This is a genomic window from Mycobacterium sp., from assembly GCF_052144515.1.
Lineage (GTDB): Bacteria > Actinomycetota > Actinomycetes > Mycobacteriales > Mycobacteriaceae > Mycobacterium.
The window spans coordinates 1-14,544 of sequence record NZ_JBKQQD010000482.1 but is presented as its reverse complement, the minus strand read 5'-3'; the positions used below and the strand labels follow the sequence as shown (position 1 = coordinate 14,544).

17 protein-coding genes and 1 pseudogene are annotated in these 14,544 nt (G+C 66.4%); 6 read left to right on the top strand and 12 right to left on the bottom strand.

The features are described from left to right. Positions 1 to 5: 5 nt before the first annotated feature. A complete protein-coding gene (locus ACLP9N_RS32600; protein ID WP_442411257.1) occupies positions 6 to 1,475 on the top strand; it encodes a flavin-containing monooxygenase in 1,470 nt (489 codons plus the stop codon). Here ACLP9N_RS32600 and rraA read toward each other — a convergent pair. The 10 genes and pseudogenes from rraA to ACLP9N_RS32550 form a co-directional block, all read right to left on the bottom strand. Next, a complete protein-coding gene (gene rraA, locus ACLP9N_RS32595; protein WP_442411256.1) occupies positions 1,472 to 1,945 on the bottom strand; it encodes a ribonuclease E activity regulator RraA in 474 nt (157 codons plus the stop codon). The genes ACLP9N_RS32600 and rraA overlap by 4 nt on opposite strands. Positions 1,946 to 1,959: 14 nt before the next feature. Then, positions 1,960 to 2,397: an Rv3852 family protein gene (locus ACLP9N_RS32590; protein ID WP_442411255.1), complete on the bottom strand. Its 438-nt coding sequence runs from the start codon at positions 2,395 to 2,397 to the stop codon at positions 1,960 to 1,962. A gap of 107 nt (positions 2,398 to 2,504) precedes the next feature. Continuing rightward, a complete protein-coding gene (locus tag ACLP9N_RS32585) occupies positions 2,505 to 3,017 on the bottom strand; it encodes a copper resistance CopC family protein (RefSeq protein ID WP_442411254.1) in 513 nt (170 codons plus the stop codon). Next, complete coding sequence (locus ACLP9N_RS32580) at positions 3,014 to 3,643, bottom strand: YcnI family protein (protein WP_442411253.1); 630 nt, start codon at positions 3,641 to 3,643, stop codon at positions 3,014 to 3,016. Before ACLP9N_RS32580 ends, ACLP9N_RS32585 begins: the two co-directional genes overlap by 4 nt. 40 nt (positions 3,644 to 3,683) lie before the next feature. Continuing rightward, positions 3,684 to 4,361 (bottom strand): DUF6474 family protein, encoded by a 678-nt coding sequence (locus ACLP9N_RS32575; protein WP_442411267.1) that lies wholly within the window; start codon positions 4,359 to 4,361, stop codon positions 3,684 to 3,686. Positions 4,362 to 4,514: 153 nt separating this feature from the next. Further along, positions 4,515 to 4,913 (bottom strand): transcriptional regulator, encoded by a 399-nt coding sequence (locus ACLP9N_RS32570; RefSeq protein WP_442411252.1) that lies wholly within the window; start codon positions 4,911 to 4,913, stop codon positions 4,515 to 4,517. Between the two features lie 452 nt (positions 4,914 to 5,365). Continuing rightward, positions 5,366 to 6,034: pseudogene (locus tag ACLP9N_RS32565) on the bottom strand (TMEM165/GDT1 family protein). A 27-nt stretch (positions 6,035 to 6,061) separates the two neighbouring features. Beyond that, on the bottom strand, positions 6,062 to 6,595 hold the full coding sequence (locus tag ACLP9N_RS32560; RefSeq protein ID WP_442411251.1) for a peptidase: 534 nt from the start codon (positions 6,593 to 6,595) through the stop codon (positions 6,062 to 6,064). A gap of 210 nt (positions 6,596 to 6,805) precedes the next feature. Next, the gene (locus ACLP9N_RS32555; protein WP_442411250.1) at positions 6,806 to 7,429 is read right to left on the bottom strand and encodes a superoxide dismutase; all 624 of its coding nucleotides are present in this window, start codon (positions 7,427 to 7,429) and stop codon (positions 6,806 to 6,808) included. 166 nt (positions 7,430 to 7,595) lie between these two features. Next, on the bottom strand, positions 7,596 to 7,745 hold the full coding sequence (locus tag ACLP9N_RS32550) for a hypothetical protein (RefSeq protein WP_442411269.1): 150 nt from the start codon (positions 7,743 to 7,745) through the stop codon (positions 7,596 to 7,598). 394 nt (positions 7,746 to 8,139) lie between these two features. Here ACLP9N_RS32550 and ACLP9N_RS32545 point away from each other — a divergent pair, with 394 nt between their 5' ends. Then, positions 8,140 to 9,198: a DUF4328 domain-containing protein gene (locus ACLP9N_RS32545; protein ID WP_442411249.1), complete on the top strand. Its 1,059-nt coding sequence runs from the start codon at positions 8,140 to 8,142 to the stop codon at positions 9,196 to 9,198. A 5-nt stretch (positions 9,199 to 9,203) separates the two neighbouring features. After that, the gene (locus ACLP9N_RS32540; protein ID WP_442411248.1) at positions 9,204 to 10,025 is read left to right on the top strand and encodes a glycerophosphodiester phosphodiesterase; all 822 of its coding nucleotides are present in this window, start codon (positions 9,204 to 9,206) and stop codon (positions 10,023 to 10,025) included. A 24-nt stretch (positions 10,026 to 10,049) separates the two neighbouring features. Here ACLP9N_RS32540 and ACLP9N_RS32535 read toward each other — a convergent pair whose 3' ends face one another. Next, positions 10,050 to 11,255 (bottom strand): LCP family protein, encoded by a 1,206-nt coding sequence (locus ACLP9N_RS32535; protein WP_442411247.1) that lies wholly within the window; start codon positions 11,253 to 11,255, stop codon positions 10,050 to 10,052. A 47-nt stretch (positions 11,256 to 11,302) separates the two neighbouring features. Further along, positions 11,303 to 12,103 (bottom strand): DUF2470 domain-containing protein, encoded by an 801-nt coding sequence (locus tag ACLP9N_RS32530; RefSeq protein ID WP_442411246.1) that lies wholly within the window; start codon positions 12,101 to 12,103, stop codon positions 11,303 to 11,305. A 111-nt stretch (positions 12,104 to 12,214) separates the two neighbouring features. Between ACLP9N_RS32530 and pheA the strand changes: the two genes are divergently transcribed. From pheA to ACLP9N_RS32515, 3 genes are all read left to right on the top strand, one after another. After that, positions 12,215 to 13,165 carry a prephenate dehydratase gene (gene pheA / locus ACLP9N_RS32525; RefSeq protein WP_442411245.1) on the top strand — a complete coding sequence of 317 codons (951 nt, stop codon included), beginning with the start codon at positions 12,215 to 12,217 and terminating at the stop codon, positions 13,163 to 13,165. Then, positions 13,162 to 13,848, top strand: a complete 687-nt coding sequence (locus ACLP9N_RS32520; protein ID WP_442411244.1) for a histidine phosphatase family protein — start codon at positions 13,162 to 13,164, stop codon at positions 13,846 to 13,848. Before pheA ends, ACLP9N_RS32520 begins: the two co-directional genes overlap by 4 nt. A 55-nt stretch (positions 13,849 to 13,903) precedes the next feature. Next, on the top strand, positions 13,904 to 14,544 hold a 641-nt coding region (locus ACLP9N_RS32515), incomplete at its 3' end, for a recombinase family protein (RefSeq protein ID WP_442411243.1).

Below are 14,544 nucleotides of genomic sequence, written 5' to 3'. Positions count from 1 at the left end.
GCGCCATGACTGAGCACCTCGACGTCGTCATCGTGGGCGCCGGCATCTCCGGCGTGAGCGCGGCCTGGCACCTGCAGGATCGTTGCCCGACCAAGAGCTACGCCATCCTGGAGAAGCGCTCCGCGATGGGCGGCACCTGGGATCTGTTCCGCTATCCGGGCATTCGTTCCGACTCCGACATGCACACGCTGGGTTTCCGCTTCCGTCCCTGGACCGAGCGCCAGGCCATTGCCGACGGGGGGCCGATTCTCGAGTACGTCAAGAGCACCGCGGCCATGTACGGCATCGACAAGCACATCCGGCTCAACCACAAGCTCCTGGGCGCCGACTGGTCGAATGCGGACAACCGCTGGACCCTGCAGATTGAAATCGACGGCGCACCAAGCACGATCACCTGCTCATTCCTGTTCCTGTGCAGCGGTTACTACAACTACGAGCAGGGTTACGCGCCGACGTTCGCCGGCTCGGAGGACTTCACCGGCCCGATCATCCATCCGCAGCACTGGCCCGAGGACCTCGACTACGCCGACAAGAACATCGTCGTGATCGGCAGTGGCGCCACTGCGGTCACTTTGATTCCGGCGCTTGCGAATTCGGGCGCCAAACACGTCACGATGCTGCAGCGTTCACCGACCTACATCGTTTCCCAGCCAAGGCGGGACAAGATGGCCGAGCGGCTCAACCGCTGGTTGCCCGAGAAGGCGGCTTACACCGCGGTCCGCTGGAAGAACATCCTACGGCAGTCGGCGCTGTACGGGGCGTGCCAGAAGTGGCCGCACCGGATGCGACAAATCCTCCTGGGCTACGTCGAGCGCCAGCTGCCCGAGGGCTATGACGTGCAGAAGGACTTTGGTCCCCACTACAACCCGTGGGAGCAGCGGCTGTGCCTGGTGCCCAGCGGCGACTTGTTCCGCGCCATCCGCAAGGGGAAGGCCGACGTGGTCACCGATACCATCGATCGGTTCACCCCGACCAGCATCCGGCTGAATTCGGGACACGAGCTGCCGGCCGACATCATCATCACCGCAACGGGATTGAACCTGCAGCTGTTCGGTGGAGCGACCGTGACTGCCGACGGCCAGCCGGCTGACCTGACCAAGATGATGGCCTACAAGGGCATGATGCTGTCCGGCCTGCCCAACATGGTCTACACGGTGGGATACACCAACGCGTCGTGGACACTGAAGGCCGACCTGGTGTCGGAATTCGCCTGCCGGTTGCTGAATTACATGGACGACAACGGCTTTGACACCGTTGTGGTCGAGCACCCGGGTTCGGACGTCGAAGAACGGCCGTTCATGGATTTCACGCCCGGCTACGTGTTGCGCTCGCTCGAGGAGTTGCCGAAGCAGGGTGACCGCACGCCCTGGCGGCTGAACCAGAACTACCTGCGCGACCTCCGGCTGATCCGGCGCGGTAAGGTCGCCGACGAGGGTCTCCGGTTCGCCAAAAAGCCCGCCGTAGTAGCGGTTTAGACGACAACAATGCCGTCGTCGTCGCTGTAGGCGACTTCGCCAGGCACGAACGTCACGCCGCCCAGGCTGATCTCGACATCGCGCTCCCCGGCCCCGGTCTTCGTGCTCTTGCGGGGGTTGGTGCCCAGCGCCTTGATGCCGATGTCGATGCCGCGAAGGGCGGCGGCGTCGCGCACCGCGCCGTGGACCACCAACCCAGCCCAGCCGTTCGAGCGAGCCAGTTCGGCGATGACGTCACCGACCAAGGCGTTGTGTAGGGAGCCGGCGCCATCGATCACCAGCACGCCGCCCGCCCCCGGCTGCGAGAGTGCGGATTTCAGCAGCGCGTTGTCCTGGAAGCAACGCACGGTACTGATCGGTCCGGCGAATTCCAGGCGCCCGCCGAACTGGCGGAACTGGATGTCGCAGCTGCGCACGTCGGAGCCGATTTCATCGACGAGGTCGGCGGTTGGCCGAAAGGGCACGGTCACTTCAGACGTGCCGTTCAGCGGCGGCGCAGTTGGCGGACCAGCAGGATGGCCAACAGGCTGAGCGCCAGCGCGACCACCAGCGGCACCGGCGAGGTGCGCGCTGCCGGTGGATACGCGTCGCCGGAGACCGGGTCGTTCGCGCTTTCCACGGTTGACTTCGCGTGTGCCGCTGCGTCTTTGGCGGCATCAAGTTGGCCGTTGGTTTCGATCCGCTGCGCAAGGCTGAGGGGCTGGTCGGCCGGCTTGGGTGGCGCGGGTTCGGGGCTCTTGAGGGGTGCTTTCTTGGCGGGTGCTTTTTTAGCGGGCGCCTTTTTGGCCGGCGCCTTTTTCGCGGGTGCTTTTTTGGCGGGCGCTTTTGCGGTCTTCTTGACGGCTTTGGCGGGTGGCTCCTTGGCCGGAGGTGTCGAAGCGCCGTCGGGTTCGCTGTCGGGTTGGTCCTGCGGGTCTGCCATGCGGCCGCTCCTTCACAACTTTGTCTTTACAGCTTCGTGGCGTACTAAAGTCGGTCGAATCCCATCATGCCAGGACGCCGTGGGGCGTCTTGGTAACCGGGGGCGGGTCACGGCCTGCGACGCATCGCCCACAGCGCAGCTCCGGCGACCAGCGCCAGGGCCACCGCCCCAAACAACCAAGTCGGGACGCCGCCGCCCGCACCGGTGGCGGCGGGTGCGGGCCCGGGTGTGCCGGTGCCGGCCACCGCCAGCCGAAAAGACCAGGATCCTGACACCACATGGCCGTCGGCAGACGTCACCCGATAGTTCACGGTGTAGCTGCCGGTGGGTCCGAGCGGTCGCACCCCGACGCTGACGACGGCGCCCTGCACCGTCGGCTGGCCGGTAGACCACAGATTGCCATCGGGCCCGACGACCGCCATGGCCGCAAACGAGGTCTGTAATTGCTCGTTGAAGGTGGCGCTCACCTGGTCGGGGCCGGCCGTCAGCACCGCGTTGTCGCCAGGCTGACACGACACCCTCGCGGCATGCGCGAACGCGAGCGGGGCAGTCACGGCCGCAGTCCACGCCAGGACGGCCAGCAACAGTCCCACCCAGGCGATGTATGGCCGGCGCTTCATGTCCTCCGACGAAACAGCGCCAGGCAGAGACCCAGCGCGCCAAGGGCCAGGGCCACCCCGCCCAGCACGCGGGCGGTGTTGTCGGCCGGGGGCTTCGACTGCGCCGCCGGCGCCCCGGGAGGCGCGTGATGGTCATGAGGCACCACCGGCCCGACGGCGAGTGTCAGCATGGGTGCCGGATATTCGGGTTCGCCGCCACCGGGCTGCGGGGGCTGGTCCCACTTGACGATCGACCCATCGGAGTAGGTCTGGGTGGCCGGGAAGCTGACGGTGTCGGCGTCGGGCAGCTGCACCGATATCCGGAACAGCGCGAACTGATCCCCTGGGATCCCGCCGTTGGGCGCGGCCGACCAGGTCACCGAGCGCACGGTCCCGGCTGCCCCGTCGCGGTCCAGCTTGGCCGTCCACCCGGGCATGGCTTCGGCGTGTGCCGATGCCACGTTGGGAAGGGCGACGGTCAGCGCGGTGGTGGCTGCGCCCGTGCTGGATTCGTTGGGCACCTCAAAGGTGACGATCGCCGCGCCCCCGCGCACCGCGTTGTCGCTGCTGGCATGGACATGCGCCCAGGCCAGCGCGGTGCCGGCGGAAAGATAGAGTCCGGCCGCCGCGGCGCCTGCGATGAGCATGCGCGAAATGCTGTTTGTGCCGAACATGCGTGTCAAGTGGTCAGGTCAACCCGAGCCGGGCCATCAGGTCCGCCTCGATGCCGTCGAGTTGGGACGAGATCGCCGAGTGGGCGGCGCGGCGCCGCGCGGCCGGCATGTGCTCCGCGGCGGTGACGGCAGCCGACAGGTCGGCGAGCCGTTCGGTGATCGCCGATGCGAACTGCCTGGTTTCGGCGTCTTTGGGCTTCTTTTCCTGCACCATCCGCAGCGATTGCTCTGACCCGGCGATCCGTGCCGACAGTCGCGCACCGCTGCCGGAGAACTGGCCGATCTGGGTTAACGGAATCCCGAGCTGATCGGCGCGACGCCGGTCGATCAGCGCACGGGTGGCCATGGCCGCGCGGTATATCACCGGCGTCAGGATCGGGGCGAGCAGCCGAGACACCGTCAGCACCCGCCGGATCCGCGTCGGCGACAGCAACTTGCCCTCGTGCGCCGCCTTGAGTTCGGCCTCAGCGACTTTCAGCGCGACCCGGTCGCTGTCCTGCTGGGCTTTGACCTGCGCCCTGAGCGCCTTGTCGGCGGACCGCTGGGCGTGTTTGATCCGGCGTGCCTCGTTTTTGGCGGTCAGCCGGGCCTCGAGCTTGGCGCGGGCCTTGATCGCACGGGCTTCGGCGCGCCGCGTCGCGCGGCTCTTTTGGTTGCGGAACAGGCCCCTTACCGGCCGCCTCCCGGTAATCTCGCTGGCTGTCGTTGTCTATCGCTCTCGCGTGTGCGCGATCCGTGAGCCAACCCTAATCGGCATAAGTCGACGCCAACCCGCCAGGTCGGGCTGAGCGAACCACAGATTGGTTACCGAGCCGCCATCGGCTACGCGCGGCGGCCAGCGGGATTACGCGTCGAGCTTCTCCGCGCGGCGCAGCTCGTCGACGCGATCGACGAGATTCTGCTGGGCCTGCGGTGACAACCCGAATGACCGCACCGCGATGCGACGCACACCCTCGTCACGCATCGTGCACAGCCATGACAATTCCTTGTCGAGCTTTTCGTAGTAGTCGTCGTCGGTGAAGTAAGCCGGCTTGATGCGGAAGAAGTTGGCAAGGGCGGCCATGGTCGCCGACGACGGATTGGTGCGGTTTCCTGAGCGTAGCTGTGACAGGTAGGGAGCCGACATTGTGACGCCTTCTGACTTGAGTGCCGCGATGACCTCCGCGGAGGTGTGCGGCCCGCGCCCGGGTGGATACACCGTGTCGAACAAGCGGTTCAGGCGGGCAGCGAACGTCGTGCTCATCGATAAGACCTCCACGGGACTGAAGAGGGACCTGTTGTCTATAGGCATTTGCTGATCATCGTAGCGACACTTCTGTCCACAGCAAAGTGCAAACCCCAGGGGGTTTGGTACTCGCGTCTTAAGCGGTATGCGAAACCTCCCCTGCAGAGCCTGCAACCCTCCGGCTCAGATGTCTACACGTTGAACGAAATTCACAGCCTATACGCAGAAATAGTCCAATTAAGGTCTGCGACGTTTCAGTTCTGTCGTAATTAACGGAAGAGTCAAGCAGGCGCTATCAAGCGGAAATGCCTGATCCCGGGCAACGGGGAGATCGACGCAGATTTGCCGAGCGTTTCCTTTGCTGTGCGGGATCACGCGACCCCGTCCGAAACCGGCCCGGTACGCGTGCAGCGGCCCATGCACACATCCGTGAGGTGCGGACGCCCGGTGCGGCGGGCGCCGTCGGCAACTCAGACGGCGTCCGGTGACCGTTCGGCGCTCAGGGCCCGCGTTCGGCGTCGGTGCGAAGTTTGCGACCTGTAAATCACGGAGGCGATTGCCGCCGCCAGCGCCACCGCTGCAGCAACGGCGATGGCCACCGAGCGCCGGCCCAAAGCGCAGTCGAACAGGATCCACAATCCGAACACCAGGAACAGCAGGCTGGCCAAGACGTGCAGCAGCTGCGTGGGAAGCCGTTGATGCAGCCATGTCCCGATAGGAATCGCCAGGCCGTCGGCCAAAACCATGCCCAGGGTGCTGCCGAGCCATACCCCGACCCAGTCGTGGTCGCTGGCCAGCGTCAGCGTCGCCAAGCTCGTCTTGTCGCTCATTTCGGCAAGCACAAACGACGACACGACGGTGGAGCAGAGCGAATCGGGATTCAGGGGTGGTGGAGACGTTGTCGTCGCCGGTGCACTCGCGCCAGGCCCGTACCGCGAAAATCAGGAAGGCGATCGCTGACGCGAAGGCCATGGGACGTGTTGGCAGCGTGGCCCCCAGGAAGTGGCCGATCGAGATGGAGATGCCGTGCACCAGGCACGAGGCAAGCGCTACGCCGAGCAGTACCACCCCCCATCGGTAGCGCAGCGCGTAGTCATGGTGATGAGCTGGGATCTGTTCGGACGCCCGTATTCCTCGATTCGATACCCGCAGGATTCGAATTTCCCTTATGCCGCAAGCAGCATCGCCAGAATCGCGGTGTCGGGATGGCTGATCGGGTCGACACCCACACGGCTCACCATCGATGTGATGGTGCCGTCGGCTTCTGCCTCCACCCAGGCCGCCCGGTGTTCGAGTCCCAGATACGGCAATCCCGGCAGCAGTACGCATCCCGACGCCGCCCCGGTGCATTCCGGCAACGACGGCGTGGTTTCTGACGGCGGATGCAACATCAGCAGGGCCGGCGGCTGATGATCAGCGAAATAGCCTGGCTGGATGGCTGATTCACCGAAGACGGTGCCCTCGGCAAGCACCAGGCCCACTGTGCCGGGCTCGGGCTCGTCGGGAAGCTCCTCGCGAGCACCGAACACCGTTGTGGTGGAGAGCAATCCGGGTAACGACGCGACCCGCACCGCGACCATCAGCAGCTGGGCCCACTCTTTCGTCGAATCAGGCCAACGCCCAGAGATCACAAACCCTTTCAGGGCACCACGAGAATGGAAGGGAGCAACCCCGATAGGCCGACCTGACCCAGTTTCCATCTCGCCCTCCGCCCGACCTCCCAAGCCGTCCGAATAACCACATCGGTATCTCGAATAATTAAGGATGCGCAAGGTTTGCGCGCCATGCAACTCGACACGGCCACCGGCGCTTGGGTTTACAAACCGCTCACACAGAAGGCTCATGCGAGCCCCCATATAGGCAAGGGCGCCACGCGATCCGCGCGGCGCCCAAGCCCGATTGAGAACGAGTCAGCCGAAAATCAGCCCCTGGGTTTTCGAGGTTGCCGCCTCGTAGCGTGACTGCACATCCGCCCAGTTGACGACATTCCAAAACGCTTTGGCGAAGTCCACCTTGACGTTCTTGTACTGCAGGTAGAAAGCGTGCTCCCACATGTCGAGCAGGAGCAGGGGAATGATGCCGAGCGGGAAGTTGGTCTGGTGGTCGTACACCTGGAATATCAGCAGCTTCTTGCCGAGTGTGTCCCAGCCCAGTGCTGCCCATCCCGACCCCTGCACGGTGGTGGCGGCCGCGTGGAACTGCGCACGGAAGGTGTCGAACGATCCGAAGGCGTCGTCGATCGCCGCGGCGAGCTCACCGGTCGGCTTGTCCCCGCCGTCCGGCGACAGGTTCTTCCACCAGATGGTGTGGTTGACGTGGCCGGCCAAATTGAACGCCAGGTTCTTCTCGCTCAGCAGGATCGCGGAGAAGTCCTCCTTTGAGCGTGCCTCCTCGAGTTTGGCGACGGCGTCATTGGCACCCTTGACGTACGTGGCGTGGTGCTTACTGTGGTGAAGCTCGTTGATCTGACCGGAAATGTGGGGTTCCAGCGCTGCGTAGTCCCAGTCCAAATCGGGCAGGGTGTATTCAGCCACGACATTCCTTCCTTTGATCGTTGGTGGTCGTCTAACGCTCGTTCGCGCGGGGCTGCCGCGCGACGGCTAGCCTAGTTGTCGGCCTAGTCAACCCTGCTCTATGACCGCCCGCGCCGCAAGAACGACCGCAACTGGTAGACCTCGCGGATACCCGGTCGGCGTGAGTTCAAGACAAAACGATGATGGCCAGGATTGCCAGCAACACCAGAGCGATCAGGCCGGCGCGTAGCGCGGCGACGCTGTAGGAGTGGCTCCAAGCAGGCGAGCCGGAGTACGAGTTCGGCGGGGCCGACGGCCTCGGACCGAACAAATGCATTGCCATTAAGCGCCTCTCACCTGCACATTCACCGAACCACAGTGAGGTGGGTCACTGCTGTGATCGCGATCATAACCTCTTGCGGGCCGCTTGGAAAACTCCGGCACAAACACGGTGGTGTTGCGGAGCCGGCATCGGCGGAATTGTGGGTGACGGGCGTTCGGGGTGGTCGGGGCCAGGCCCGCTGTTCGCTCGAGTCCACACCAGGCTGTCTATCGGCGTGGCTCGACAGCGTGGCGTTATCCACAGTTAGGGCCCAGTGGGCCGATAGAGCCTGGATAAATGCCCCGGCCCCGCTGTGGATAAGGCTGTGGAAACTGTGGATAGGCCGGGGCGGGACTGGGTAGCTGTCGTGTGGCGTGGCCTGCGTCATCGCCCGGGCTAGGCTAGTCCGGTGATCCAGGTGTGTTCACAATGCGGCACGCGGTGGAATGTCCGCGACCGCCGACGTGAATGGTGTCCCCGTTGCCGCGGGGCGCTGATGGCGCCGCTGGCGGACGCGCCACCACCGCCCGACCCGCGGTGGAGTTCGCGCAGTGGCCCGTTGGCGGCTGCGGCTGCACCGGTTTCACGGCCACCCGCGTTTCAGCGCACGCCGCCGCGGCTGCCGCCGGGCTTCCGGTGGATAGCCGTGCGCCCCGGCGCCGCACCGCCCGCCAGGCGCAGGCAACGGCATCTCGGGCCCACACCGCGCTACGCGGTGATACCCCGTTGGGGCCTCATGGACCGCGTCGAGCAGGCGGCTGAGACGACACAAGCGCCCGCGAGGGGAGGGCCATCGGCAGCGACGGTGCGCACCACCCTCTTCGTCAGTGTGCTGGTTCTGGCCATTGCGGCGCTGATGTATGTCCTGCGGTATGTGCTGTTGGTCATCAACCGGAACACGCTGCTGAACTCGGTGGTAGCCGGCGCCGCGGACTGGCTCGGAGTGGCAGCCAGTATGGCCGCGATCGTCGCTTTGATCGCGTGCGTTGTGGTGCTGATCCGGTGGCTGATCGCGCGCCGGGCCGCCGCGTTCTCGCACTACGCGTTGTCACAGCACCGCTCCGTCCCGGCGTTGTGGGCCGGCTGCCTGGTGCCGTTCGCTAATCTATTGTGGGCTCCGGTCTATGTCATCGAGCTGGCGACCATCGAAAACCACTACGCCCGGCTACAGCGACCGATCATGCTGTGGTGGATCGCTTGGGTTTTCAGCTACGTCGTTTCGATCTTCGCCCTCACCTCCAGCTTTGCCACGGACTCGCAGGGCATCGCCAACAACACCGTCATGATGGTGTTCGCGTACCTGTTCGCGGCGGTCGCAGTCGCCTCCATTGCCCGGGTCTTCGAAGGGTTCGAGCGCAAACCGGTCCATCGACCTGCGCACCGCTGGGTGGTGTTGAGTCCGGATGGATCGGCCGCGCCCGGATCTGCTGCTCCGGTTGAGTTGGACGGGCAGGAACCGGCAGCATAGTGGTTATGACGGCGGCCGACGAGGTGCTCACCGGACACCCGTTCGTGGTAGCCCACCGCGGCGCTTCGGCCGCTCGGCCGGAACATACGCTGGCCGCCTACGACCTCGCGCTCAAAGAGGGCGCCGACGGTGTGGAATGCGATGTGCGGCTGACCCGCGACGGCCATCTGGTTTGCGTCCATGACCGCCGTCTGGATCGGACGTCGACGGGAGCCGGGTTGGTCAGCACGATGACGCTGGCCGAGCTACGCGAGCTGGAATACGGTGCATGGCACGACAGCTGGCGACCGGACGGTACTCACGGTGACACCAGCCTGCTGACGCTGGACGCCCTCGTTTCGCTGGTCCTGGACTGGAACCGTCCGGTCAAGATGTTCATCGAGACCAAACATCCCGTCCGGTACGGCTCGCTGGTGGAAAGCAAACTGCTAGCACTTTTGCACCGCTACGGTATCGCCGCTCCTGCCTCGGCCGACCGATCTCGCGCGGTGGTGATGTCGTTTTCGGCGGCCGCCGTCTGGCGGATCCGACGGGCCGCGCCGCTATTGCCGACGGTGCTGCTCGGTAGAACCGCCCGCTACCTGACCAGCAGCGCGGCCACCGCCGTGGGGGCCACCGCCGTGGGGCCGTCGCTGGCGGCGTTGAAGGAATATCCCCAACTCGTGGACCGCACCGTCGCCCAGGGCCGGGCGGTGTATTGCTGGAACGTCGACGAGTACGAAGACATCGACTTCTGCCGGGATATCGGAGTGGCATGGATCGCCACGCACCACCCCGGCCGCACCAAGGCCTGGTTGCAGAACACGCAAACCCACGGGGACGGCTGACTCGCCGGGCCGCAATCGCGTTATTTACTGCTGCCCGTCGAGAGCAGCCGGCACCGGGGCATCGGAGGCGAGCGCGTCAAACAATGTGCGCGCCGCGTCGTGGTTCCACACCACCACCGACCCGGCGTCGCTGTCGGTGAATTCCCCGATCGGGACGGTGATCGCGGTGACGGGTCCATGCAGGGCCCAGCCGAGCCGGGCCAGGTCCCAGACGTGGTCGCCCTGATTTACGGTCAGGGCGTCCACCGCCGCGTGCGGCACCGAGTACCAGCGCCACGGATTGCGCCACACCGCTGGGCTGGCAGCGCGGTGCAGCAGCGCCGACACGAACTGCCGTTGGTTGACCATCCGATCCAGATCTGCCCGCGGTGTGGCGCGGCTCCTGACGTACCCCAGCGCATTGCGGCCGTCCAGCTTCTGGCAGCCCGCCGGCAGGTCGATGCCGGCCAGGGGATCGCTGATCGACTCGGGCAGGCACAGGCTGACCCCGCCCAGCGCGTCGACCAGCCCGGCGAACCCGCCGAATCCGATCTCGGCGTAGTGGTCGAGGCGCAGTCCGGTGGCTTTCTCCACGGTTTGGGTGAGCAGGGGCGCCCCGCCGATCGCGAACGCGGCGTTGATTTTGTCCTTGCCGTTGCCGGGGATCGGCACGTATGAGTCGCGCGGGATCGACACCGCCGTCGGCCGCGCGCTCGACCCCAACGCCGGCAGATGTATCAGCAGAATGGTGTCGGTGCGGCCGTTGCCGATGTCGCCGCCGGTGGCCAGAGCTTTCTGTTGCTCGACGGACAGGCCCTGACGGCTGTCCGAACCCACGAGCAGCCAGTTGGTGCCGCGGCCGGCTGCCGGGCGATCGGCGTAGTTTGTCAGCGCCGGGTCGCGGCGCAGCGACGTGTCGAACCACACGGCTCCGCCGAGGATGCCGGCGCCGGCCAGTAGCAGGGCGATCAGCAGGCTGACCGCCAGCACCCGGCCCCAGCGGCGTCTGCGCCGCGTCTTCGGCGCGACGGGGCGGGGCGCAGGCGCCGCTGCGCTGGTCGGGCGGCGGCGAGCACTGGGGGCAACCGGCGGCGGCGGAGGCCCTGGAGTCCGCGGCACGGCCGGCGGTCGCGGTGGAGCGGCCTCGCGGCGAATGAGCTGCGAAGGTTCCGGCCGGGCTGAGGCCGATGGGACGGCCGGGGGAATTTGCCTTCGTGGCCGTCGAAGTTTCGGTGATCGGTCACCGTCCACCTGGATAACTTACGTGCCTGGACCCGCAATCGGGTGCAGCCAGCACGTTAATGGCGCGCGCGCAGCCCGTTCAGGAACGGGCAACCCATCAGTACCCGGATGGCCTGGCTCAATCCGGTCATGTCGTCCACCGGCTTGTGGAAGGGCAGCCGGACGTCGTGATCGCCGTCGGTGTCTTCGATGCGAAAGCGCACGCCGTAACGGTCGAGGCCCAGCGGGTGCACCCGGCCGCGTCGCAACGGCGCCGGCAGCCTGGACACCAGTCGCGCGATGACGTCGTTGTGGGCGGTCGCCAAGTGCCAGAGCAAAGTTGATTCGATTTCGCAGAAGGGGTCGGGCCGGGCTTCAAGTAGGGCCGCGACACTGACCGGCTCGGCACCGGTCGCGTCGGTCACGACCACGGACGCGACCTCGAGCCGCATCAGGGTGTACCGGGTCTCGTCGGAGCTGGCCGGTCTGGATCTCGGGGTCTCGACTTGCAACAGTGCCGGACTGGGGTGCTCGGCAGCGATCAAGTCGAGTGTCTGGGTCACATCGGCTGCCGGGACCGGCTGCAGTCGGCCGCGGACCCACACCAGGGAGCGGACCGGCTCCCGCATCGGAAGCGGCGCGTGGTCGGTCAGCTCCAGCAGCGCCTGCGCGCCGGAAGCCCCGTCTGTCGGTCGGGGTGGGTCGATCGGGACTGCCACGGCGAAAGATCCGTCGCCCAGCAAGTGGTGTATGGGAGTGACTACCGGGTCCTCGCCGGCAGGGCCCGCCTCGAAGGCCAGCAGCGCGCCGCCGGCTCGCACGCAGGCGCTGCGGATGCGTTCCGCAGTCGTCGGCGTGGCACTGGCCAGTGGTAACATTATTACCCTCCTTGGTAACATCATTACCGTATGTAGGTAAGGCTAACGTAACTTGCGCCGCGGGGCGCCGCAAGCCCCGGTGTGGGATCCCGCGCCACTAGGGTTGTCAGCGTGGCCCGAATCGCTTACCTCGGTCCGGAAGGGACCTTCACCGAGGCGGCTCTGCTGCAGATGACGACCGCGGGCCTGGTGCCCGGACTCGAACCGGACGCCTTGCGGCAGCTTCCGATTGAGAGCACACCCGCCGCGCTGGACGCCGTCCGTGACGGCGTGGCCGAGTACGCGTGCGTGCCGATCGAGAACTCGATCGACGGATCGGTGTCACCCACCTTGGACAGCTTGGCCATCGGTTCGCCGCTGCAGGTGTACGCCGAAACAACGCTGGACGTGACGTTCAGCATCGTCGTCAAGCCCGAGCGCACCGCCGCCGACGTGCGCACCCTGGCGGCGTTCCCGGTGGCGGCGGCACAGGTACGTCGGTGGCTCGCCACCCACCTGGCCGATGCCGAGCTGCGGCCCGCGTACTCCAACGCCGACGCGGCACGGCAAGTGGCCGACGGCCAGGTCGACGCCGCAGTGACCTCACCGCTGGCCGCCATCCGTTACGGCTTGACGACCCTGGCCGAGGGTGTGGTCGACGAATCCAACGCCTGTACCCGTTTCGTCCTCGTTGGCGCGCCGGGCCCACCACCGGCCCGCACCGGAGCCGATCGCACCTCCGCGGTCTTGCGTATCGACAACGCGCCCGGGGCGCTGGTGGCCGCGCTGGCCGAATTCGGTATCCGCGGCATCGACCTCACCCGGATCGAATCCCGGCCCACCCGAACCGAGCTCGGCACCTACCTGTTCTTCGTGGACTGCGTCGGCCACATCGATGACGACGCAGTCGCCGAGGCGCTCAAAGCGCTGCACCGTCGTTGTGCCGACGTGCGCTATCTCGGGTCCTGGCCGACATGGGGGGCCGCCAGTACAAGACAGGCAGTCGGGCCACCGCCGCCCGACGAGGCGTCGCGCTGGCTAGCGGGGCTGCGGGCGGGCAAACCCGGGGGGTCAGGGCGGTGAGCGGACGCCTGGTGCTGCTACGACACGGCCAGTCCTACGGCAATGTCGAGCGACGATTGGACACCCGACCGCCGGGCGCGGCGCTGACCCCCTTGGGCCGGGATCAGGCCCTGGCGTTCGCCCAGGGTTTGGGGCAGCCGGCAATACTCGCGCACTCCGTGGCCGTCCGGGCGTCGGAGACGGCCGCCGTCATCGGGGCTCAACTCGACGTGCTCGCCTACGAGGTCGCCGGCATTCACGAGGTGCAGGTCGGCGAGCTGGAAAACCGCAACGACGACGACGCGGTCGCCGCATTCAACGCCATCTACAAAAGGTGGCACCACGGCGAGCTCGACGTGCCACTGCCCGGTGGCGAGACGGGCAACGACGTCCTGGACCGGTACGTGCCCGTGCTCACCGACCTGCGCATGCGCTTCCTCAACGACGACGACTTCAACGGCGACATCATCGTCGTCAGCCACGGCGCGGTGATCCGGCTGGCCTCGGCGGTGCTCGCCGGAGTGGACGCAAACTTTGCGCTGGACAACCATCTGGAAAACGCCCAGTCGGTGGTGTTGTCACCCATCACCGACGGGCGGTGGAGCTGCGTGCGGTGGGGAGCGCTGAACCCGCCGTTCTATCCCAAGCCCGAGTCCAGCCCCGTTACCGAGGCCGTGACGTCGAGCAGCGACCCGATGGGCTGATCAGACCGCCAGCGGGATCTTGCCACTTCGGCCCAGAAAACCCTATGGTGGCGTCATGAGTCAAGAAACACCAGCCAACCTCCGTGTTCTGGGGCGTATCCGCCTCTCGAAAGAAGAGTCGGAGACGGGCACTTCCCTAGATCGACAGCGCGAGGCGATCGAGCAGTGGGCCGCGATGCACGGGCATCGCGTGGTCGGGTGGGCCATCGACTCGGGGACATCCGGCGGTGTCGATCCGTTCGAGACGCCCGAGCTGGGACCGTGGCTCTCGGAGCCACGACTCCGGGAGTGGGATGCCCTCGTGGCCTATCGGCTGGACCGGCTGTCGCGCCGGGTGATCCCGCTGAACAAACTGTTTGGCCACGTACTGGAACACGGCAAGACCCTCGCCTCGGTGTCCGAGTCGATCGACCTGTCGACGTGGATCGGCAGGCTGGTGGCCAACGTCATCGCAGGCGTGGCAGAGGGGGAGCTGGAAGCGATCAGCGCCCGCAACGCGGGCAGCCACCGCGACCTCAGGAAGGTCGGACGCTGGCACGGCGGAACCCCGCCGTACGGGTACACCACCATCAGCAAGGCGGATGGTTGGTACCTGGCACCCGACCCCGAAGAACGTCGTGTACTTCGCGAGGTGGTGCTCCCCCGCGTGTTGGCTCACGAGTCGACCAACTCGATCGCAGCCACGTTGGCGGCGGC

What these genes read in the sequence shown, in the direction of transcription:
- ACLP9N_RS32570 (WP_442411252.1), bottom strand. Translation starts at nt 4,913, where the DNA reads ATGAGCACGACGTTCGCTGCCCGCCTGAACCGCTTGTTCGACACGGTG.
- ACLP9N_RS32540 (WP_442411248.1), top strand. Translation starts at nt 9,204, where the DNA reads ATGACGGCGGCCGACGAGGTGCTCACCGGACACCCGTTCGTGGTAGCC.
- ACLP9N_RS32600 (WP_442411257.1), top strand. Translation starts at nt 6, where the DNA reads ATGACTGAGCACCTCGACGTCGTCATCGTGGGCGCCGGCATCTCCGGC.
- ACLP9N_RS32550 (WP_442411269.1), bottom strand. Translation starts at nt 7,745, where the DNA reads ATGCATTTGTTCGGTCCGAGGCCGTCGGCCCCGCCGAACTCGTACTCC.
- ACLP9N_RS32560 (WP_442411251.1), bottom strand. Translation starts at nt 6,595, where the DNA reads ATGGAAACTGGGTCAGGTCGGCCTATCGGGGTTGCTCCCTTCCATTCT.
- ACLP9N_RS32580 (WP_442411253.1), bottom strand. Translation starts at nt 3,643, where the DNA reads ATGCTCATCGCAGGCGCCGCGGCGGCCGGACTCTATCTTTCCGCCGGC.
- ACLP9N_RS32590 (WP_442411255.1), bottom strand. Translation starts at nt 2,397, where the DNA reads ATGGCAGACCCGCAGGACCAACCCGACAGCGAACCCGACGGCGCTTCG.
- ACLP9N_RS32585 (WP_442411254.1), bottom strand. Translation starts at nt 3,017, where the DNA reads ATGAAGCGCCGGCCATACATCGCCTGGGTGGGACTGTTGCTGGCCGTC.
- ACLP9N_RS32530 (WP_442411246.1), bottom strand. Translation starts at nt 12,103, where the DNA reads ATGTTACCACTGGCCAGTGCCACGCCGACGACTGCGGAACGCATCCGC.